21 protein-coding genes are annotated in these 20,159 nt (G+C 68.9%); 8 read left to right on the top strand and 13 right to left on the bottom strand.

Going from position 1 to position 20,159, the window contains the following annotated elements; genetic code table 11:
- Positions 1–80: 80 nt before the first annotated feature.
- From ASD21_RS14660 to ASD21_RS14645, 4 genes are all read right to left on the bottom strand, one after another.
- On the bottom strand, positions 81–731 hold the full coding sequence (locus tag ASD21_RS14660) for a glutathione S-transferase family protein (RefSeq protein WP_056442590.1): 651 nt from the start codon (positions 729–731) through the stop codon (positions 81–83).
- Positions 732–818: 87 nt separating this feature from the next.
- Positions 819–1,700 carry an ATP-binding protein gene (locus ASD21_RS24780; protein ID WP_056442587.1) on the bottom strand — a complete coding sequence of 294 codons (882 nt, stop codon included), beginning with the start codon at positions 1,698–1,700 and terminating at the stop codon, positions 819–821.
- Positions 1,701–1,750: 50 nt separating this feature from the next.
- The gene (locus ASD21_RS24775; protein WP_235524892.1) at positions 1,751–2,899 is read right to left on the bottom strand and encodes an MASE1 domain-containing protein; all 1,149 of its coding nucleotides are present in this window, start codon (positions 2,897–2,899) and stop codon (positions 1,751–1,753) included.
- A 74-nt stretch (positions 2,900–2,973) separates the two neighbouring features.
- Complete coding sequence (locus tag ASD21_RS14645; protein WP_056442582.1) at positions 2,974–3,504, bottom strand: gamma carbonic anhydrase family protein; 531 nt, start codon at positions 3,502–3,504, stop codon at positions 2,974–2,976.
- Positions 3,505–3,819: 315 nt separating this feature from the next.
- On the opposite strand from ASD21_RS14645, the gene ASD21_RS14640 reads away from it, so the two are divergent.
- The 5 genes from ASD21_RS14640 (at position 3,820) to ASD21_RS14620 (ending at position 8,154) form a co-directional block, all read left to right on the top strand.
- Positions 3,820–4,605: a PhoH family protein gene (locus tag ASD21_RS14640; RefSeq protein ID WP_156390807.1), complete on the top strand. Its 786-nt coding sequence runs from the start codon at positions 3,820–3,822 to the stop codon at positions 4,603–4,605.
- 214 nt (positions 4,606–4,819) lie between these two features.
- On the top strand, positions 4,820–5,125 hold the full coding sequence (locus ASD21_RS14635; RefSeq protein ID WP_056442574.1) for a hypothetical protein: 306 nt from the start codon (positions 4,820–4,822) through the stop codon (positions 5,123–5,125).
- A gap of 220 nt (positions 5,126–5,345) precedes the next feature.
- Entirely contained in the window at positions 5,346–5,684 is a 339-nt protein-coding gene (locus ASD21_RS14630; RefSeq protein ID WP_056442571.1) for a hypothetical protein, read from the top strand.
- 55 nt (positions 5,685–5,739) lie between these two features.
- A complete protein-coding gene (locus ASD21_RS14625) occupies positions 5,740–6,072 on the top strand; it encodes a hypothetical protein (RefSeq protein WP_056442568.1) in 333 nt (110 codons plus the stop codon).
- A gap of 93 nt (positions 6,073–6,165) precedes the next feature.
- Complete coding sequence (locus ASD21_RS14620; protein WP_056442555.1) at positions 6,166–8,154, top strand: OPT family oligopeptide transporter; 1,989 nt, start codon at positions 6,166–6,168, stop codon at positions 8,152–8,154.
- A 191-nt stretch (positions 8,155–8,345) separates the two neighbouring features.
- On the opposite strand, the gene ASD21_RS14615 is transcribed toward ASD21_RS14620, so the two are convergent.
- Together ASD21_RS14615 and ASD21_RS14610 are read right to left on the bottom strand one after the other, a co-directional pair.
- Positions 8,346–9,032 carry a GNAT family N-acetyltransferase gene (locus ASD21_RS14615; RefSeq protein WP_056442549.1) on the bottom strand — a complete coding sequence of 229 codons (687 nt, stop codon included), beginning with the start codon at positions 9,030–9,032 and terminating at the stop codon, positions 8,346–8,348.
- Complete coding sequence (locus ASD21_RS14610) at positions 9,032–9,682, bottom strand: TetR/AcrR family transcriptional regulator (protein ID WP_082554783.1); 651 nt, start codon at positions 9,680–9,682, stop codon at positions 9,032–9,034. Before ASD21_RS14610 ends, ASD21_RS14615 begins: the two co-directional genes overlap by 1 nt.
- Positions 9,683–9,751: 69 nt before the next feature.
- Here ASD21_RS14610 and ASD21_RS14605 point away from each other — a divergent pair, with 69 nt between their 5' ends.
- On the top strand, positions 9,752–11,029 hold the full coding sequence (locus ASD21_RS14605; protein WP_235523910.1) for an MFS transporter: 1,278 nt from the start codon (positions 9,752–9,754) through the stop codon (positions 11,027–11,029).
- Positions 11,030–11,162: 133 nt separating this feature from the next.
- On the opposite strand, the gene ASD21_RS14600 is transcribed toward ASD21_RS14605, so the two are convergent.
- Both ASD21_RS14600 and ASD21_RS14595 read right to left on the bottom strand, forming a co-directional pair.
- Positions 11,163–11,372, bottom strand: a complete 210-nt coding sequence (locus ASD21_RS14600; protein ID WP_028041048.1) for a DUF3126 family protein — start codon at positions 11,370–11,372, stop codon at positions 11,163–11,165.
- Positions 11,373–11,473: 101 nt separating this feature from the next.
- Positions 11,474–12,397, bottom strand: coding sequence for a LysR substrate-binding domain-containing protein (locus ASD21_RS14595; RefSeq protein WP_056442546.1), 924 nt, complete (start codon positions 12,395–12,397; stop codon positions 11,474–11,476).
- A gap of 71 nt (positions 12,398–12,468) precedes the next feature.
- Between ASD21_RS14595 and ASD21_RS24485 the strand changes: the two genes are divergently transcribed.
- Positions 12,469–12,612, top strand: coding sequence for a hypothetical protein (locus ASD21_RS24485; protein WP_200941439.1), 144 nt, complete (start codon positions 12,469–12,471; stop codon positions 12,610–12,612).
- Between the two features lie 10 nt (positions 12,613–12,622).
- Positions 12,623–13,039: a GFA family protein gene (locus ASD21_RS14585; protein ID WP_056442539.1), complete on the top strand. Its 417-nt coding sequence runs from the start codon at positions 12,623–12,625 to the stop codon at positions 13,037–13,039.
- Positions 13,040–13,103: 64 nt separating this feature from the next.
- Here the strand turns inward: ASD21_RS14585 and ASD21_RS14580 are convergent, their stop codons facing one another.
- The 5 genes from ASD21_RS14580 to ASD21_RS23410 all read right to left on the bottom strand — a co-directional run bounded on the left by ASD21_RS14580 (position 13,104) and on the right by ASD21_RS23410 (position 19,213).
- Positions 13,104–16,025 (bottom strand): M16 family metallopeptidase, encoded by a 2,922-nt coding sequence (locus tag ASD21_RS14580; RefSeq protein WP_056442535.1) that lies wholly within the window; start codon positions 16,023–16,025, stop codon positions 13,104–13,106.
- 288 nt (positions 16,026–16,313) lie between these two features.
- Entirely contained in the window at positions 16,314–16,697 is a 384-nt protein-coding gene (locus ASD21_RS14570; RefSeq protein WP_156398388.1) for a hypothetical protein, read from the bottom strand.
- A 37-nt stretch (positions 16,698–16,734) separates the two neighbouring features.
- Entirely contained in the window at positions 16,735–17,793 is a 1,059-nt protein-coding gene (locus ASD21_RS14565; protein ID WP_056442528.1) for a hypothetical protein, read from the bottom strand.
- A gap of 86 nt (positions 17,794–17,879) precedes the next feature.
- Positions 17,880–18,668, bottom strand: coding sequence for a CsgG/HfaB family protein (locus ASD21_RS14560; protein ID WP_082554782.1), 789 nt, complete (start codon positions 18,666–18,668; stop codon positions 17,880–17,882).
- A 2-nt stretch (positions 18,669–18,670) separates the two neighbouring features.
- Complete coding sequence (locus tag ASD21_RS23410; RefSeq protein WP_082554781.1) at positions 18,671–19,213, bottom strand: curli assembly protein CsgF; 543 nt, start codon at positions 19,211–19,213, stop codon at positions 18,671–18,673.
- Between the last annotated feature and the right edge of the window lie 946 nt (positions 19,214–20,159).

Below are 20,159 nucleotides of genomic sequence, written 5' to 3'. Positions count from 1 at the left end.
CGACGTCGCCTCCCTGGTTTGTTATCGTTGTTAAGCCAGAGAGTGACGCGGGTTTGGTCAGGCGGCAAGAGGCCGTTACGTCAGCCGCCCGACGCGGCGGCGAACACCGCCAATTGGGCGTCGAAGGCGCGTTTGAAGGCGGGCCGCGCCTCGCCGCGGGCGACGTAGGCCGCCAGGTTCGGATAATCCTGGACCAGGCCTGACGAGCCCAATCTGCGCAGCACCGTCACCATCGCGATGTCGCCGACGCTGAACGCGCCGTCGAGCCATGCGGCGTCGCCAAGCCGGTTGGAAAGATCGCCCAGCCGAACGCGGACCTGCTGTTCGAGACCGGACAGGCGTTCCTCGAACCAGGGCTTTTCGCGTTCGAACAGCGTGGCCATTCCGTGCTCGACGATCGGCGGCTGCATCGTGACGAGCGCGGCGAACATCCAGGCGATGGCCCGCGCGCGGCCGTTCGCGTCGTCCGGCAGCAGCCCCGGATGACGCTCGGCGACATGCAGCACGATGGCGCCGGACTCGAACAGGACGAGATCGCCTTGCTCATAGGTGGGGATCTGCCCAAAGGGCTGGATCGCGCGATGGGCGGGCTCTTTCATTTCGGGGAAGGTCACGAGGCGCACGTCGTAGGGTTGGCCGACCTCTTCGAGCGCCCAGCGAACCGACATGTCGCGCGCCAGCCCCCGGCCGCGATCGGGCGACGTCTTGAAGGCGGTGATGGTGGGGCTCATCGTCGTTCTCCCGGCTCTTGGTATCGTAACGACGAACGACCGGACGGCTCCACGACATGCGCTCGAATTTTTTTGCCGCGCCGGCCCTCAGGCCCCGCCGGCTCGCGCCGGAGCGGTTTCTTCCGGCTCCAGCGCCCGCGAAACCGCCGCCAGCAGCTCCTCTCGCCGGATCGGCTTGGCGACGTGGTCGTTCATGCCGGCCTGGCGGCAGCGGACGATCTGCTCGGGCAGGGCGTCGGCGCTGAGGGCGACGATCGGCACCGCGCCGCGCGGGCCGGGCAGGCCGCGGATGGCGCGCGCGGCGGCCAGGCCGTCCATGCCCGGCATGTGCACGTCCATCAGGATCAGGTCGAAGTCGCCCAGGCGCGCGGCCGCCAGGGCCTGGACGCCGTCGTCGGCGGTGGACACCTCGCAGCCGGCCAGGGTCAGCAGGGCGTGGCCCAGTTCGCGGTTCATCGGATGGTCGTCGACCAGCAGCACGCGGGCTGGACGGCGCGCCTCGAGCTGGGCCGGTTCGGCCTCCGCGACCGCCGCCGCGACGACCTGCGCCGACAGCGTCACCCAGAATCGCGAGCCCTCGCCGGACGTGCTGGCGACGTCGATCTCGCCGCCCATCCGGTTGACCAGCGCCTTGCTGATCGCCAGGCCCAGCCCGGCGCCGCCATAGCAGCGGCTGATCGAGCTGTCGGCTTGGCTGAAGCGCTGGAACAGACGGGTCTGGACCTCGGGCGCGATGCCGATCCCCGTGTCGCTGACCTCGAAGCGCAGATCGCCGGGACCCGGGCCGATCGTCAGCCGCGCGTCGACCTGGCCCTGGGCCGTGAACTTCAGCGCATTGGTGAGCAGGTTCAGCAGCACCTGGCGCAAGCGGGTTTCGTCGAGGGCCAGCAGCGCGGCCTCGTCGCCGTCGCCGACCGTCTCGACCCGCGCCGACAGGACCAGGCCCTTGGCCTGGGCGGCCGGCGCCACGATGGCGACGGCGTCGCGCAGCAGATCGGCGGGCGAGACGGGGGTCAGCGTCAGGTCCAGGCGGCCGGCCTCGACCTTGGCGAAGTCCAGAAGATCGTTGACGATCTCGGCCAGGGAACGGCAGCGCGTTCGACCAGGTCCAGGCGGCGGCGGTTTTCCGGCGACAGGCCGGCGTCGTCGCTGACCAGGGCGGCGAAGCCCAGGATGCTGTTGAGCGGGGTGCGGATCTCGTGGCTGATGGTGGCCAGGAAGTCCGACTTGGCCTGATTGGCGGCCTGGGCCTTGGCCTGGGCGGCGCGCGCCACGGCCTGACGGCGGACCAGCAGGGCCTGCAGCCGCGTTTGCCGGCTCAGCGCCAGGGCGGCGGCCAGGCAGACGGCGTAGAGCACCAGGTGGAAGATCTGGGCCTCGCGCAAGGGCCGCGCGGCGGCGACGGGGTCCAGCCCGGTCTTGTGCAGGATCGCCGGGATGGTCGCCGCCAGCGACCCGGTCACCAGCACCGCCGCCGCTCGCGGCCCGCCGCGGAACACCGCCAGCAGGGCGGGCGCGAACAGCAGCACCTGCAGGGCGGTGTCGGCGGTGAACACGGTCACGGCGGTGGCCAGCACCAAAGCCAGGACCAGCAACGATTCCAGCGGGCCGACACGAAAGCCCTCGCGGTGTCGGCGGTCGAACAGGATCAGCAGGGTCGGCAGGGCGATGGCCACGCCCAGCACGTTGGACGTCGTCCATTCGCTCCAGCTCCGCCAGAACGGGCCGCCGAAGCTCATCGACAGCAGGCCGTTGACGACGATCGAGGTCGCGGCGGTCAAGGCCGTCGCGACGGCCATCAGGACCAGGAAGCCGGGCATCGAGCGAACGCGGATCGGCAGGCGCATCAGCCGCAGCAGGGCCGCCGTCGCCGCCGTCTGCAGGATGTCGAGCAGGGTGACGCTCAGCACGAACCGCGGCGGGTCGCCGACCGACAGCTCCAGGACCACGTGCAGCACGGCGGTCAGGCCCAGAAGGGCCAGGCCTTGCCGGCGGTTGAGGATCAGCAGGCCGGCGATCAGCACGGCGTTGGCGGTCCAGATCGTCGGGATGTGCTGCGCCGCCCCGGCCAGGAACAGGCCGTAGGCCATGCACCCGGCGTAGACGAGCGTCAGGACCGCCAGGCGTCCGTGCGCGGGATTCCAACGTCGTCTCGGGCTCGCCGCCATACGCTTTTCCCAGGCCATGGCCCGAGCGTGCCTCATAAACCGTCGGTATTTTGTTAAGTCGGGTCGCCGACGCCCTAGTCCACGCGCGTCAGCTCGGTTCGATAGCGCTTCCAGTTCTCGACATAGTGCAGCGCCGAGGCCTGCAGCCCGAGGGCGTGCTGTTCGCCGATCTCGCGGATCACCTTGCCCGGCGCGCCCACGACCATCGAATTGTCGGGGATCACCTTGCCCTCGGTGATCAGGGCGCCGGCCCCGATCAGGCAGTTTTTCCCGATCCTGGCCCCGTTGAGGATGATCGAGCCGATGCCGATCAGCGAGCCGTCGCCGATCGTGCAGCCGTGAAGCATCACCATGTGGCCGATCGTCACATTGGCCCCGATGGTCAGCGGGCTGCCGATGTCGGTGTGCAGTACTGACCCATCCTGAACGTTGCTGTTCTCGCCGATCTCGATCGGATCGTTGTCGCCGCGAACTATAGCACCCCACCAGATGCTTGAGTTCTTCCGCATGATGACATTTCCCATCACCGAGGCACTGGGAGCGATCCAATATTCGCCTTCCGGGGGAAGCGAGGGATTTGTGGCGCCCAGGGAATAGACAGTCATCCGTACACCTCGTGTTCTAAATTTGGGCAAAGCCTTAACGAGTCGTAAACCATGCTCGCCCCATTGTATTTGTGCGATTCGAGGGGGAACACTCCCACATCGGGAGTCATTCTTCTCGTATCCGAGCCGCGCTCGATCGCCGAACGCGGCCTCCCGGTAACGGAGACCTTGGGTGTCGGTTTTGGGGTTTGGGCGTACATTACCGCCTTCGGGGGCAAGCTCCGAACCGCCCGGCCGCGCTCGCGTCTCCGTTTATCTCCTCCCCACCTGCTCCAAGGACGTCGCCATTCGGCCACGTCCTTTTTTCATGCCTGAATGGAGGCTTACATGACCAAGCGAGCTCTCAAGCGGATGGTGCGCGAAGGCGCGAACGACGCTGGCCGTTACGACGACGACGCCAAGGTGCGTCGCCTGCCGGTGGAGCATCGCAGCGCCTGGTCGCCGCTTGGGACTCCGGGGCATGAGGATCGGGATCAGAGTTACCTCAAAACGATCAAACCCAAATCGCCCGGTCAGGCCGGGCTGATGGAGGCGATCGACACCAAGAACCTGGTCATGGCGCTGGGTCCGGCCGGCACCGGCAAGACCTACATCGCCATCGCCAAGGCCGTCGAGGCGCTGGAAGCCGGCAAGGTCGGCCGCATCGTGCTGTCGCGTCCCGCCGTCGAGGCCGGCGAGTCGATCGGCTACCTGCCGGGCGACATGGAGGACAAGCTGGCCCCCTATCTGCGCCCGCTCTATGACGCGCTCAGCGACCGCCTGTCGGTCAAGCGGATGCGCGCCCTGATGGCCGAGGGCGCGATCGAGATCGCTCCGGTCGGCTTCATGCGCGGCCGCACCCTGAACAACGCCTTCGTGGTGATCGACGAGGCCCAGAACTGCACCTACATGCAGTTGAAGATGCTGCTGACCCGCCTGGGCTGGAACTCGACGATGGTGGTGACCGGCGACCCGAACCAGTCGGACCTGCTGCCGGGCATTTCGGGCCTGGCCGAGGTCTCGGCGAAGTTCGAGCCCGTCGAGAACATCGCGGTGGTCCGCCTGGCCGACCGCGACATCGTCCGTCACCCGCTGGTCGCCGAGATGCTGGGCGTCCTTTGAGCTGACGACGCCGCAAACGGCGTCAATTGACCTGTCAGGAGCGGGCCCGGTCGATCCGGGCCCGCTCTTTTCGTTCTGGCCTCGGTTTTCGAGGCGAACGGGGGATTGCGCCGTGTGTACGGCTGAGATTATTCTTCCAGAGGTTGAAGCTTGTCTCTGCAGGAGCTGAGGCGGTCAAGCTATCGGATGTCTGTTTGAGCCCGGAGAACGTTCAATGTCGTTGATCCGAACCGCCGCGATCGCCGCGACCCTCCTTGCCGCCGCTTCGCCAGCCTTGGCCGAACAGGCCATGGTGCCGGTCAACGTTGGCGCGATGAGCCCGCTGGACATGTGGGGCCGTCAGTTGACGGCCATCGCGGGCGCTCACGCGACTCGGGCGCAATGGAAGCGCGCGGTGAAGGCCGCCGATCTGATCAACCACAACCGCTGCAAGGACGCGTATTTGTTCGCCGCCGACAATCAGGACCAGCGGCTGGCCAAGCGCGTCTACGAGGTCTGCACCGCTCCGACCACCTTCTAGCCGGCGGATAAGACCGCGGCCTCGTTCGCCGGTTGCGGCGAGGCTTCGGGGCGCCTTCCGACTGGGTCGCGTCACGCCATGACCGCGGCGGGCCCAGGTGTCCGCCCCCGTTGTTTCACGTTGCGGCGTTATCCGTTGTGTAGCATGCTGCCTAGGGTTGAAGCCGCCGCGTTGAGCGTGTTCCGCCCTACTCATGTTGAAGCTGGATGGAGAAGCCGGGATGTCTTTTGTCAGAATCGCCGTGATCACCGCCGCCTTGTTCGCCGCCGGCGCGCCGGCCTTCGCACAGCAGGCGCCCACCCCGAAGCCCATCCCGATCATTGTGCCGCAAGGCGGAGCGGGCAACATGAGCGAGTTCTACCTGCAAAACGAACGGCGGACCGCCATCGCCCGCGCCCACGCCGGAAAGGTGCAATGGGAGCGCGCGACGCAGGTCGCCAGTCTGATCAACAGAAACCGCTGCAAGGACGCCTATCTCCTGGCCGTGGACGAGAAAGACGAGGTGCTGGCCAAGCGCGTCTACGAGGTGTGCACCGCCGCGCCTTCCCCGTTGGGATAACCGATCCCAAAGGGCGAAGCCGGCTTTCCTGGTCAACGCAAAGGAAACATCAGCGATGAAGGTCATGAGAATCGCGCTGACCGTATCGGCGATGCTCGGCGTCAGCGGGCCGGTCATGGCCCAATCGGTGCAAGTTCACAGCCTGAGGTCCGTTCAGGCCCAGGTCGCTTCGGGCAACTATTACGGCCAGTCCGACAACGTGCGCTGGACCAACGACCTGGAGGGTGTCGAGGTGGCGCGCCCGACACCCGTGCAGTTTGCCCGCGCGCGCAAGGCCGCCGCCCTGATCAACGCCAATCGGTGCGCGGACGCTTATCAACTGGCGGTGAAAGCCAAGGACGACAAGCTGGCGTCGCGCGTCGAAGAGGTCTGCGCGCCGCGGTCATAAACGACCGCAAAACCGCGAAATGCGGAACAAGACTTGAGTTTAGGGCGGTCGGACGTGCAAGGTCCGACCGCCTTAACTGTTTTGGGACCCTACATGTCGTCCGACGCCGCCGCGACTCCCCGTTCGGAGTTCACTATCCGAGGGGTCCTTCTCGGCATCCTCATCACCCTCGTCTTCACCGCCGCCCAGGTCTATCTGGGTCTGAAGGTGGGTCTGACCTTCGCCACCTCGATCCCGGCCGCGGTCATCTCGATGGCCCTGCTGCGCGCCTTCAAGACCGCGACGATCCAGGAAAACAACATCGTCCAGACCATCGCTTCGGCGGCGGGGACCCTGTCGTCGGTGATCTTCGTGCTGCCGGGCCTGCTGATGATCGGCTGGTGGAGCCACGTGCCGTTCCTGACCACCTTCGGCGCCTGCCTGGTCGGCGGGGTGCTGGGGGTGATGTACACCATCCCCCTGCGCCGGGCCCTGGTGACCAATTCCGACCTGCCTTACCCCGAGGGCGTCGCCGCCGCCGAGGTGCTGAAGGTCGGCACCGGCTCGCGGGCCGGCGCCGCCGAGGGCCAGGCCGGCCTGATCGCCGTGGTGCTGGGCACCGTCGCCTCGGCCCTGTTCGCGGCCCTGGCCGCCGCCAAGATCTTCGCCGCCGAGGTGGCGGGCTACTTCAAGGCCGGGGCCGGCGCGACCGGCCTGGGCGCCTCCAGCTCGCTGGCCCTGATGGGCGCGGGCCACCTGATGGGCATCACCGTCGGCGTCGCCATGTTCGCGGGCCTGGCCATCGCCTGGGGCGTGCTGGTGCCGGTCATGACCGGCCTGCACCCGATCCCCGGCGCCTCGGTGGCCGACCACGCCCTGACCGTCTGGAAGACCGAGGTGCGGTTCATGGGCGCGGGCGTCATCGGCGCCGCCGCCATCTGGACGCTGGGCAAGCTGGCCCTGCCGATCTGGTCGGGCCTGATGTCGGCCTTCGAGGCCAACAAGGCCCGCAAGGTCGGCGGCGCGGTCATCCCGCGCACCGAGCAGGACATCCCGATCGGCATCGTCGGCCTGGTGTCGCTGCTGCTGCTGGCCCCGGCCGGCTGGTTCCTGGCCCACTTCCTGACCGGCGGTCCGATCACCAGCCTGGCCGCGCCGCTGGTGGCCATCGGCGTCGGTTACGTCCTGGTCGCCGGCCTGCTGGCCGCCGCCGTCTGCGGCTACATGGCCGGCCTGATCGGCTCGTCCAACAGCCCGGTCTCGGGCATCGCCATCCTGACGGTGCTGGGCGCCTCGCTGATGGTCGGCGTGGTCGGCCGCGGCGTGATCGGTCCCGACATCGCCAAGGCCCTGGTCGCCTACGCCCTCTATGTCACCACCATGGTGCTGGCCGTGGCCGTCGTGGCCAACGACAACCTGCAGGACCTGAAGACCGGCCAGCTGGTCGACGCCACGCCGTGGAAGCAGCAGGTGGCCCTGATCATCGGCGTCGTCGCCGGCGCCATCGTCATCCCCTTCGTGCTGGAGGTGATGAACGGTTCCTACGGTTTCGCCGGCGCGCCCAACTTGCATGCCGTCGCTGGCACGGAGCCGCTGAACGCCCCACAGGCGACCCTGATCTCGACCCTGGCCAAGGGCGTGATCGGCCACGACCTGAACTGGAGCCTGCTGGGCTACGGCGCGATGATCGGCCTCGGGCTGGTGATCGTCGACATCATCCTGCGCCGCGTCAGCAACGGTCGCCTCAGCCTGCCGCCGCTCGGCGTGGGCCTGGCCATCTATCTGCCCAGCAGCGTGACCGCGCCGGTCGTGGTCGGGGCCGTGATCGGCTGGCTCTATGATAAGATGGTCGACAAGGACCGGATGGGCGAGGCGGCCAAGCGCCTGGGCGTGCTGATCGCCTCGGGCTTCATCGTCGGCGAAAGCCTGTTCAACGTCGCCCTGGCGGCCATTATCTACTTCAGCAAGAACCCCCAACCGCTGGCTGTGCCCTTCGCGCCGCCCGAACATCTGGGCATGATCTTCGCCCTGATCGCCGCGGCGGTCGTGGTGGCGGGGCTGTACGGCTGGGCCAGACGGTCGGCGAACAAGATCCAGGCCTAGTTGAAGGCTTGAGCGCTTTGAGGGACCCGGAGGGCGAAGGCTCTCCGGGTCCTTTTTTGTTTCAACTCCTCCCAATTGTCATTCCGGGTGTAGCGAAGCGAAGACCCGGGACCGCCGGAAGCTCTGAGTTCACGCGTCGGTCCCGGATCGGCGCGCTGCGCGCTTGTCCGGGATGACAGCTATTTGGGGGGCTAGGCGGCCGCCAGCACGGTCAGCACCTGCTCGCACCGGAACCGGAACCCCAGCGCCTCGTACAGCGCGATGGCGCCGGCGTTGTGGGCGTAGCTGTGCAGGAACGGAGTCTCGCCGCGGTCGACGATCTTGCCGGCCACGTGCAGCATCAGCCGCGCCGCATAGCCCTTGCCGCGATGGTCGGGATGGGCGCAGACGCCGCTGACCTCGGTGAAGCCGTCGGGCCTCATGCGCTCGCCGGCCATGGCGACCAGCCGGCCGCCGACCTTCACCCCGACGAAGTCGCCCAGCTCGTGGGTGCGCGAGAAGAACGGGCCCGGCGCGGTCAGGGTGGCCAGGGCCAGCATCTCCGGCGCGTCGGCGTTCGTCAGCGGCAGGATCTCGAAGTCGACCGGCTTGGGCTCGGCCAGGGTGTCGGCCGTCATCTGCCAGCAGAGGGCGCGGTTGACGACCGTGGTCCCGGGGACCGGCGGCGGATCGAACCGCTCGACCAGTCCGACCTCGCCGCCATGGGCGCGGACCAGCCGGCCCAGGGCCTCCAGCGTCTCGGGCCCGTCATCCGCCGTGGCGGCGAACAGGCCGAAGTCCGGATGCACCCGCAGCGCGCCGCCGTCGCGCAGCGCAAGGTCGGCTTGGCGGCCCGTGAAGGCGGACCAGACGGGACGGTCTAGGGGATGGCTCATCATCACTCAGTTGGGGAGCAATAGGCGCCGATCAACGCCTTGACGGCGCCGACCACGGCCAGGGCCGGCTTGTCGTCGTCGTCGAACATCTGGCTGGAGGTGAACACCCCCTCGACCAGCAGCATCATCGCATCGCCCAGCGCCCCGGGGTCGGACGCGCCCATCGCCTCGGCCTTGGCCCGCAGCCGCGCGCGCAGGTCCTGCTTGTGGACCTGGGCCACGGCCCGGCCGGCGTGGTCGCGGTCCGGATATTCGACCACGGCGTTGCTGAGCGCGCAGCCCCGATAGTCCGCGCCGCCCGACCGCGCGGCCAGGCCCTCGAAAAAGGCGACCATCTGGGCCCGGGGATCGTCGGGAAAAGCCGCCTCGGCCGCCTCGAAGCGGCCCCAGAACCCGACCTCGACCTCGCGCAGCACGGCGGCCACCAGATCGTCCTTGGACTTGAAGCCGCGATAGAGGCTGGGCTTGGTCACCCCGGCCTTGGTGACGATCTCGTCGACCCCGACAGCCCGGATGCCCTCGCGATAGAACAGCTCGCGCGCGGTCTCGAAGATCCGCTCGGCGGCGCGCGGGCCCGGCCCGTAGGGCAGGTGGTGTTCGGGCGTTTCGCCCAAACTCTTCAAGGCGGGGGTTTTTTCGTCGTTCTTGGCCATGGCTCTTGACGATGTTACTTACCGGTACGTATGCATGGCGACAAGCCCTGTACCGATCGGTTACATCGCATGCAGACTCTCATGGCTTTTGGCCGCCGCACCCTTGGAAACCGCTACGCCTTCGTCGTGGCCGCCGCGACTTTCCTCGCCCTCCTGTCGGCCGCCGGCCTCCGCGCCGCGCCGGGCGTGCTGATCCTGCCGCTGGAGAAGGCCTTCCACTGGGACCGGGGCTCGATCTCGCTGGCCGCCGGGGTGGGCATCTTCCTCTACGGCCTGACCGGACCGTTCGCGGCGGCGCTGATGCAGTCGTTCGGCGTGCGGCGCACGATCAGCCTGGCCCTGCTGCTGATGGCGGCCTCGACCGGGCTTTCGGCCTTCATGACCCAGAGCTGGCAGTACGTGGCCACCTGGGGCGTGATGGCCGGGGTCGGCAGCGGGGCGGTGGCCATGGTGCTGGGCGCGACCATCGTCAATCGCTGGTTCGTCCAGCGGCGCGGGCTGATGCTGGGCCTGTTGACCGCCGCCACGGCCACCGGCTCGCTGATCTTCCTGCCGGCCATGGCCTGGATCGCCGATCAGGGCGGCTGGCGGCCGGTGGTGCTGACCGTGGCCGCCGTCGCCGCGATCATGGCCCCGATCTGCTGGCTGCTGATTCCCGAGGACCCCGCCGCCATCGGCCAGCGCCCGTTCGGCGCGCCCGACGACTGGACGGCGCCGCCGAAGGGCTCGGCCTCCAACGCCCTCTCCGCCGCGTTCGGCGCCCTGCACCGGGCCAGCAAGACCCGCACCTTCTGGCTGCTGTTCGGCGGCTTCTTCATCTGCGGCCTGACCACCAACGGCCTGATCGGGGTGCACATGATCGCCTTCTGCGGCGACCGCGGCCTGCCCGAGGTCAGGGCGGCCGGCCTGCTGGCGCTGATGGGGTTGTTCGACTTGTTCGGCACCACGGCCTCGGGCTGGCTGACCGACCGTTACGACCCGCGCAAGCTGCTGTTCATGTACTACGCCCTGCGCGGGCTCTCGCTGATCTACCTGCCGTTCTCGGACTTCTCGCTGATGAGCCTGTCGGTTTTCGCGGTGTTCTACGGGCTGGACTGGATCGCGACCGTGCCGCCGACCGTGCGGCTGGCGACCGAGGCGTTCGGGGATCGCGACGGGCCGGTCGTGTTCGGCTGGATCGGGGCCGGCCACCAGCTGGGCGCGGCGACGGCGGCGATCGGCGCGGGGGTGATCCGCGCGCGGGACGGGCAGTACATGGAGGCGTTCATCATCGCCGGCGTCGCGGGACTGCTGGCGGCGGGGGCGTCGCTGATGGTGCGGCGGAGTTTGGTCGTGAGCGCGGCCTGACTTGCCCCCTACGGGTCGCTTCGCGACCGTCTTCCCCCATGGGGGGAAGAGGGTCTTGAGCGTGGCGTCCTCCGCCCCCTATGGGGGCGGACAGGCGGCGAAGCCGCCAGGTGGGGGCAAGTCGGAAGCCGAACTAGCCTTCCAGGTCTTCGGCCAGGATCGCCATCTCGAACATGAACGAGCCGTCCTCGTCCTCGTCCTGGAAGACGACGCCGATGAATTCGCCCTTCACCTCGACCTCGGCGGAATCCTTCTGCTTGGGACGAGCCTTCAGGGCGATGTGCGGGTTGCCGAAGGTGCGCTTCAGATGGCCTTCGAGCTTGGCGATGGTGGCGGCGTCCATGACGGGCTCCTGATCTCGGTGGGGCGCGCGGGGCGCGGGGGATCGGCGGAAACTAGAGGGCGGAACGCGAAAGTGTAAGGGGTTTTGCGCCGGATCCCGGCTCAGCCTGTTGAGAACCCGGTTCGGGTGTCGGGCGGGGAAGCCGTCGCCGCGCCCTGGACGACCAGCCAGTCGCGGAACCGCCGCGCCGCGCGGGTGGCCTTGCCCCGGGGTGTCAGGGCGCAGACCTGGGCCTGGCCTGGGACCAGGCCCAGCGGCGCCACGAGGCGGCCGGCCGCCAGGTCTTTCTCGACGAAAGCGTAGGGACTGAGGGCCACGCCCAGGCCGGCGGCGGCCGCTTCCAGCATATAGAAATAGTGGTCGAACTCGCGGTTCACCGTCGCCGGCGACAGGGCGACGCCCGCCGCGGCCTCCCATTCGGCCCAGCTTTCCAGAAAGGTGCGGGTGTGCAGTCGGGGCAGGCGGGCCAGGCTGTCCAGATCGTCGACCTGGGCAGCCAGATCGGGCGAGGCCACGGGGCCGACATAGTGTTTGAGGAACGGGGTGACGTCGGCGTCGGGCGAAGGCGGTGCGTGCGGCAGGCGCATGCGGATCGCCAGGTCGACGCCGTCGGCGCGAAAGTCGAACGGCCCGTTTGACTCCACGATCCGCGCCTGGATCTCGGGGTGGGCGGCGACGAAATCGGGCAGGCGCGGGATCAGCCACTTCATGGCGAAGGTCGGCAGGCACGAGACCACCAGCGTCCCGTCGCCGGCCCCCGCGGATCGGGGCAGGGCCGCCTCGATCTGGTCCAGCGCCTGGGTCAGGGCCTGGGCCAGGGTCAGGCCCGTCTCGGTCAGGGTCAGGCGGTTGCGCGGTCCCTCGGTCAGGGCGACGCCGAGGTGGTCCTCGAGCTGGCGGATCTGTCGGCTGATCGCCCCGTGGGTGACGCACAGCTCGTCGGCCGCCAGGGTCATCCGGCCGCGTCGGCCGAACGCCTCGAAGGCGCGCAGGGCGTTGAGCGGCGGAAGCGAGCGGGCGGCCATGTGACGAAACCTCACAGATGCCGCCTGATAAGTCGTTATTCGCGCCAGGGCAACCGGTCGATAAGGCCGGCATGAACCGGACCAAGCCCCACGACGTCACCCTCGCCCAATGGGCGGCCGTGTTGGCCGTTTGGGGTCTCGTGGCCTACGGGGCTCTCGCCCACGCGCCGGCCCCGACCCGGCGGGATCAGGTTCGCCTGATCGCTTGCCGCTAGGGCGCGGGCCGTGGCGCCGCGCATCGCCCGCTGCGTCTGCGGAGACCTCCAGCTGGCGTGCGGGGACGAGCCCCGGAAGGTCTCGATGTGCCATTGTCTCGACTGCCAGCGTCGGACCGGCAGCATCCTGAGCATCGCGGCCTTCTACGAGCGGGCGGCGGTGACTCTGGTCCAAGGGTTGCCGCGTCAATTCACCCGCGACTCCGCCAGCGGCAAGCCGGTCACCTTCCACTTCTGCGGAACCTGCGGCGCGAACGTCTTCTGGGAGCCGGCGCGGATGCCGCATCTGGTCGGCGTGGCGGTCGGGGCCTTCGGAGACCCCGACTTTCCCAGGCCTGAACAGGCGGTCTGGACGAAGGACCGACATCGGTGGCTGCACCTGCCCGCGGACACGCCGAGCTTCGAGGTCAATCCGCCACCGAGGTAACCTCAAAGCTCCGCTCATCCCGGCGTTCGCCGGGACGAGCGGATCAATTTGAAGGTCTTCGACCCTACTTCCCCTCCGGCTTGACGATCATCGTCCACGACTTGTCGTCGCCCAGGAAGGTCTGGGCGGCCTTCTGGACGTCGGCGATCGACACCCGCTGCAGGCCGGCCAGCACCGAGCGGGTGGCGGTCAGCAGGCGCGGGTCGGTCTGGGTCCCCGACAGGGCTCCCAGCCAGTATTCGTTGGTCTCGCGGGCCTTCTCGATCTGGTCGATGCGCGGCTTCTTGGCCCGCTCCAGCTCGTCGGCGGTGATCGGCTTGTCGCGCAGGTCGGCGGCGATCTTGCGGATGCTGGCGATCACGCCGTCGATCTTGTCCGGCGGGGTCTCGACGCTGACCGCCAGATAGCCCCAGTGGGTGAAGGCCACGCTGGCCGTCGCCGAGGCCGAGGGCGAATAGGTCGCGCCCTGCTTCTCGCGCAGTTCGTCGGTCAGCCGCAGCTGCATCACCTGGGCCAGGACCTGGGTGTTGCGGGCCCGTTGCAGGTCGGCGAACAGGTCGTCGGTCCTCCAGGCCATGAACAGCTGGCCCTGGTCGGCCCGGCCCTTGTGGGTGCGGGTGATCGGGGTCGGCGACGGGGCGGGGAAGGGCGCGTTCTCGGCCCCTGCCGGGGCGGGAAGGTCGGCCCGGGCCGGCAAGGCGCCGAAGGTCTGGGCCACCGCCGCCACGGCCTTGTCGACCGTGGTGTCGCCGACGATCACCACCTCGATGGAGTCGGCGGCCAGCGGGCCCGACACCGAAGCCTTCAGCTGGTCCAGCGTCGTGCCGGCGATCTGCTCGCGGGTGGGGAAGGTCCAGCGGCCGTCGCCGCCGTGCAGCAGCCCGCCCAGGTCGCGGCCCATCACGCCGCTGGGCGTGCTCTGCAGCTGATCGTGGATCGTGCCGTAGTAGGTCTTGATGCGGGCGAAGGCCTCGGGGCGCCAGCCGCCTTCGGTGGCGTAGGCGGCCAGCACCTGCAGCTCGGTGTCGAGGTCTTCGGGACGGGTGCGGCCCGACAGGCTGAAGGCGTCGTCCTCGACCCCCAGGCCGGCGTTGTAGACCTTGCCGTTCAGCACACGCTCCATGTCCTGGGTGCTGATCTGCTTGAGGCCGCCCTCGATGAAGGCCGAGCCGGCCCACATCGGGCTCTGGGTGGCGGCCGGCAGGTCGAGCAGGCCGTGGCCGATCCGGGCCTTCACCAGGATCTGGTCGTCGCGGAACTTGGTCGGCTTGACCGTCAGGCGCACGCCGTTGGCGAACCGCACGAAGACGGTGTCCAGATCGGTGACGTCCTTCTGCTCGACGACCGCGCCCGTGGCTCCGAACGTCGCGTAGGGCCAGGTGGTGACGCCCGGCCCGGTCGGGGCGGCGACCGGGGTCTTGGCGGAGGCGGCGTAGGCGTCGGTCACGGCCTTCTCCGCGCCTTCGATGGCGGTCGGCGTCGGGATGGTGATCAGCGGGCCCGAGCCGGCGAACTGGGCCTTCAGCATCGCCGAGACCTTGTCGGCGGTCAGGCCTTTCGTGGCTTCGTCGAACACCGCCAGGTTCTGGGACGGGCTGGTGACGATCTCTCGGTCGGTCAGCGTGCCGACGATCGCGCCGGCCAGGGCGGTGGTGCGCTGGGTGGCCTCGCCCGCCGCGGCGGCCGCGAAGCCGGCGCGCAGGGCGGCGATCTCGCGGTCCAGCTCATCCTGGCGCACGCCGTACTGGACGATGCGGCGCTGTTCTTGCTCCAGCGCGGTCAGGGCCTGGTTCCAGTCGCCCGGCCGGACGGTGGCGGACAGGGTGGTGATGTCGGCGGCGTGCTCCTGGTCGTTCTGCATGGCCACGGCGACGATGAACGGCGGTTCGGCCGAACGGGTCAGCACCTGCAGGCGGCGGTTCAGCACCGCGAAGCCCAGGGCCTTGACCAACTCTTCCTTGTCCTTGGCGCGGGTTTCCAGCTCCAGGTCGGGCGGCAGGACCCAGGCCATCTGGACCGAGGTCTGGGCGCCGGGCTCGACCAGCACCTTGGCGGTCAGGCCGCGCTTGGCCACCGCCCCCAGGTCCGGCCTCACGCCGGGTTGGCCCTGACCCTTCCAGTCGCCGAACCGGGCCTTGATCTTGGCCTCCATCGCGTCGACGTCGAAGTCGCCGACCGCCACCACCACGGCGTTCTCGGGCCGGTACCAGGCCTGGTAGAAGTCGCGGATGCGGTCGGCCGGGGCGGTCTTGAGGATCTCGGTCTGGCCGATCGGCAGGCGCCGCGGCGGCCGCTGGCCCTGCAGCTGGAAGCCGAAGGTGTTGACGAACACCCGGTAGCCCGGGCTGTCGCGCGTGCGCTCCTCCGACAGCACCACGCCGCGCTCGCGGTCGACCGCCTCGGGCGCGATGGTCAGCTCGCCGGCCGCCTCGCGCAGCAGCATCATGGCGCTGTCGACGGTGTCGTCGTCGGTCTTGGGCAGGTCCAACTGGTAGGTCGTCTCGCTGAAATTGGTCGAGGCGTTGGTGTCGGCGCCGAAGGCCAGGCCGTGGCGCTCGAGGATCTTGGTCATCTCGCCTTCGGGCACGTTCTTGCTGCCGTTGAAGGCCATGTGCTCCAGGAAGTGAGCCAGGCCCTGCTGTTCGTCGGTCTCGTTCAGCGAGCCGGCGTCGAACCACAGGCGCAGGGCGGCCTGGCCGGGCGGGGTGGCGTTCTTCTGGATCGCGTAGCGCATGCCGTTGGGCAACACGCCGAACCGGATGCGCGGGTCGGGCGCGACGTCCGACACCGCCTGCGGCCACTGGCCGGGCTTCACCAGGTCGATGGTCGGGGCGTTGGAGGACGCCGGCGCGGCGGGAGCCTTGGGCGTCGACGAAGACGCGACGGTCTTGTCGCCCTGGCCGGGCTTCAGATGGGACAGGGTCGCGCAGGCGGAGAGGCTGAGCCCGGCCGAGAGAACGAGGGCCAGGCGCGAAACGCGGATCATGTGCGACCTTGAAGCAGAGCGTTGAAAGTCGCGCACCTTGGCCGGAGCGCGTGGCGCAAGCAAGGCGACGGTTAGGCGGAAAGGCCACGCTTCGGCGCGGTCATGCGAGATTCAGCCCTGCGCCGCCGAGGCGCCGATCATCGCTCTCGGCGCCAATGTCCTGGCCCGGCAGATCGGGAAATATCGCGCTTGCGGGAGGAACGATCCCATCGCCAAGCCGATCGCCGTCGGCGAACTGCCGAGCAAGGTGGCGCCGTGGAGCGATGCGGCCGCCGGGGCGCGGACGCCTCAGGGCGCCTGATCGAGGATCTTGCCGGTGAGGCCGAAGATCTCCTCTGAGCCTTCAGGCGCGTCGAGCAGCAGGTTGGAGCCGGCGTAGACGAAGGTCCGGTTGTCGTTCGCGGACACCGACTTGACGCTGGAGTCGCTGGTGATCCGCACGGGGGTCTTGGCGCAGGCGCGCAGCGACGGGATCACGGTGTCGCCGACGGTCTCCAGTCGCAGGGACCAGGCGTCACCGGTGAAGGCGGCCAATGGGTCGTCCGACCGCCCGGTGTCGCGAAACAGCGAACCGGCCGGCACCACCAAGGCGCGGATGGGCGGCGTCGCGGTGTCGAACACTCTGCAGATCAGCAAGGTCGCGGCCCGGCTGGCGATGGGCGTCGTCAGCACGACGCCCATCGCCAGCGCGCACGCCAGGACCCTGGATCTACTGATTGATCGCGAAGGTGTAGCCATTGTCCCCCGCGGTGACGATCAGGTTGGCGGTGGCCCCGGGACTCTCCTGGCTGACCAGGATGCCGCCGGTCAGGGCGTCCACCGTGTCCGAGCCCATGGTGAAGGCGCCGCCGTTGACGGTCAGGCCCAGGGATGCGCCGCTGCCCGTCTGGACGACGCGCACCACGCCCGCCGCGCCCGCCGCGCCCACCGTATTGCTCAGCGTGGTGTTGACGGTCGAGCCCACGCCGCTGGCCTCGACGCTGTAGTCGACGCGGGAGGTCACGCCGGTGACGGTCAGGTTGGAGACCTGGGTCCCCGTGCCGCCGGTGAAGTCGTTGCTGATCGTATTGCCGTCGGCGCCGCCCACCGGCAGGGTGACGCTGAAGGTCTTGGCTCCGGCCCCGTTTGAGACGTTGCTGACGTCGTTGTCGTCGGAGGCGATGGTGATCGAGCCGGAGATCGAGGTCGCGCCGGTGACGTTGTTGGTGACCGTGTTGCCGAGCCCGAGGACGCCGCCGGCGATGCTTTCGGTCAGAGTGACCGCGCCGGTGGCCGCCAAGGTGTTGCTGATGACGTTGTCGGTCCCGTTCAGGGTCAGGTTGTAGGTCAGGCTCGAGCCGTCCAGCACGTCGGTGATCGTGTTGGCGGCGTTCGTGGGATCGCTGTTGATGACGGCCACCGTGACGCTGGGATTGACCGGCGCCGTGGTCCCGCCGATCGTCAGGGTGTGATGGTTGTTGCCGCCGGTTCCCGCGGCCCCATAGGTGAGGCTGAGCGCGGCGGTCGTCGAGCCGCTCGAGGTGAACGCGCCGCCCAGGGTGTTGCTCTCGCCGATCTGGGTGATGGCGATGGTGTTCCAGGCTCCCCGAATCGGCAGGGCCGCGCCGTTGGTGGCGCCGTTCGCGGTGATCACGTGGGTGGGTCCGACGTTGTCCTGCCTGATCCGCAGGCTCCGAACCGTGCCACCGCCGCTGATGTCGATATTGAGCGTGTTGGCGGCGAAGGCTCCGTCGGCGGCCAGCCAGGCGGCTGACGCCAGCAGAAGCATTCTGGCCGATCGCGCCAGGCGGCCTTGACGGCCCGCGGCGAATTGAAACCGAGACATTTCCTCACTCCCTTTTTATCGGGACCCGTTCAGGACCACCATCCGTCGCGAAGCCCCTGGTTGATTAGTGCGATGAGTGCGCTGCGCACGGCGGCGCCCAGCGCCAGACCCACGGGCTCGTTGCCCGCGCCGCCGAATTCCAGTTCCACGACGTCGGCCGTGTAGATTTTCGAGATGTGTCCGCCGATCGACAGCGAGGTGACCGACTTGCTGACCGTGGTCTGGCCGAGGACCTCGCCCGTCTGCACGGCCACGGCCCGAAGGCTGAAGGTCACCAGGTCGGTGACGTATTCTCCGCTGCCGCCCGTGGAATTGACCGCCACGCCGCCGGCCACCTGACGCGTGGCGCGGTCGTAGGCGACCACCTGGCCGATCAGCAGGATCTCGGCGACCCTCAGCGTGATCAGACGCCGCACCGGCGGCGGTGGAAGCGCCTCGAGGCCGGCGGCGGGGGCGGTGGTCTCGGTCGGCGCGTTGAGCGCCAGGGTGGCCAGTTGCCGCTCGCGCAACAGCTCGTCGACATGCTGCCGCTCGACCAGGAAGACGTATCCTCGCGGCACCGAGCGCACGGCGTCGATCAGATAGGGGGTGCAGTCCATCGGAACGGCGGTGCTGAGCTCTTGCGGCAGGCGGGTCGGCCGCCGCTGGCCCGAGGTGTCGATGCAGCTGTAGACGCCGACCGTCAGGGCGCGCGCCGGCGCCGGCGGCAGGGCGATCTGCGGCTGGGCCAGCACCTCCGGCGGGCTGACCGGCGCGGATACGCAGCCGGCCAGGGCGGCCGCCGCTATCAATCCGATGAACGCTGGGCCCCCCCGCATCTTCAGGCCCCGCCGGAGGGGATGACCAGGGTGGTCGTGCCGGTCGGCGAGGTGATGGTCACGCTCAGTTGCCCGTCCGAATTGACGTAGGTGATGGTCACCGATCCCGACTGGACGGTGCCGGCCTGGCCGGGTTGGGCGTTGGCGATCTTCTGGGCGATGGTCTGGGCGACGATGCCGTTGAGCTGCGAGACGATGGCGTTGATGAAGGCCTGGTTGGGGTCGCTGGGCGTCGCCGAGCGGGCCGCCGCGGCCTCGGCCGCCGCTTCGGCGGCCTCCAGGGACTTCTTGTACTGCGCCATCTGGAAGGCGACGGGATTGAAGCCGCCGAAGTTGGGCGACATCGGCGCGTAGCGCAGATCGGTGGCCAGGGCCGGCGTCGTCGCCAGCGACAGGCTCAGCGCCGCCGCGCCGCCCGCGACCCAGCCCGGCCGCCGGGAGCCCTGTCGGGAACCCCGCCGACGAGACGGCGCAAGATCTCGTTCGCCGGAACCGGCGAGATTTCGCACCCGCCCGCCGGGGGGTGCGTAAGTGAAACTGTGCATAGTCAAGCCATCCTGGATGGCGATCGTCTTGACGGCAAACCGTCAAGCGGCGCCATAATGGCCAAACCCTTGCTCCCCGGGTCTGGGGGTGTCAATCAGGTCTTTTACCTAGTTTTGGCTGTAGTGTGGAAATGAGGTCTGTGTATTCCATGCTTGGTGAAATACAGGAATGTCGACTTCCAATACTGTGTCGCCAACTTCGTCCGCTGCGCTTGCCTGTCTTGGAACGGGAACGGTTTTGGAAGCGTCGTGGATGGCGTTAGGCCGATCGCCATGGGCGACCCGCTGAGCAAGGTGGCGGTGTGCGGCGCACAGGCGGAAGGGTGAGGGCGGCCGCGTCCGCCTCCCGGCTTCGGCGCGGCCTCGCCGCTGCGGGCGGGTGTTTGACGAATGTTTCCCTACTTTTCAGTCGTCATCCCGGGCCTTGTGCCCGGGACCCCTCTGTCCGCCGCAAGGGGCGGGGGTGTGGCGCGCCGGCGCGCCATTGCACTGCACCGTCGGCTGAACCAGGGGGCCCGGGCACAAGGCCCGGGATGACGGGGTTTAGGGGATGGGCGAAGGTCTATCCCCGCCAGTGTCGCGAAGAACTCCAACCTTTCCAGCGCGTTGCAGAAAAATCAGCGTCACAACCGCGCCAGCGTTCAAACCCGGCGCACAATCATACCCGTCCCCATCGCGGGGGAGGGCTCTTGGTACCGGCCCAAGCAGGCGATGGAGATCGAACCGAGCGGGGCCTGGCTGGCCTGGCGGGCGGATCGTGTCGGGAAGCGGGTCTCAGAAGGATCCAAGGCCCGGGATGGRCGACCGCGAGACAGCCGGGGTCGACGGGGCCGGGAGTTCAAACCGGCCTGTTCCAGGATCAGTCGGAGTCGCCGACGGCCCCTTCCGGGCGACCTGATCCTGCCCGTCCGAGGGGGAACGTCGATCGGGATGAAACAGGCCCTCA

This window comes from Caulobacter sp. Root1455, from assembly GCF_001426905.1.
GTDB lineage: Bacteria > Pseudomonadota > Alphaproteobacteria > Caulobacterales > Caulobacteraceae > Caulobacter.
Note: the sequence above shows the minus strand (reverse complement) of the source record. Positions and strands in the feature narration are given on the sequence as shown.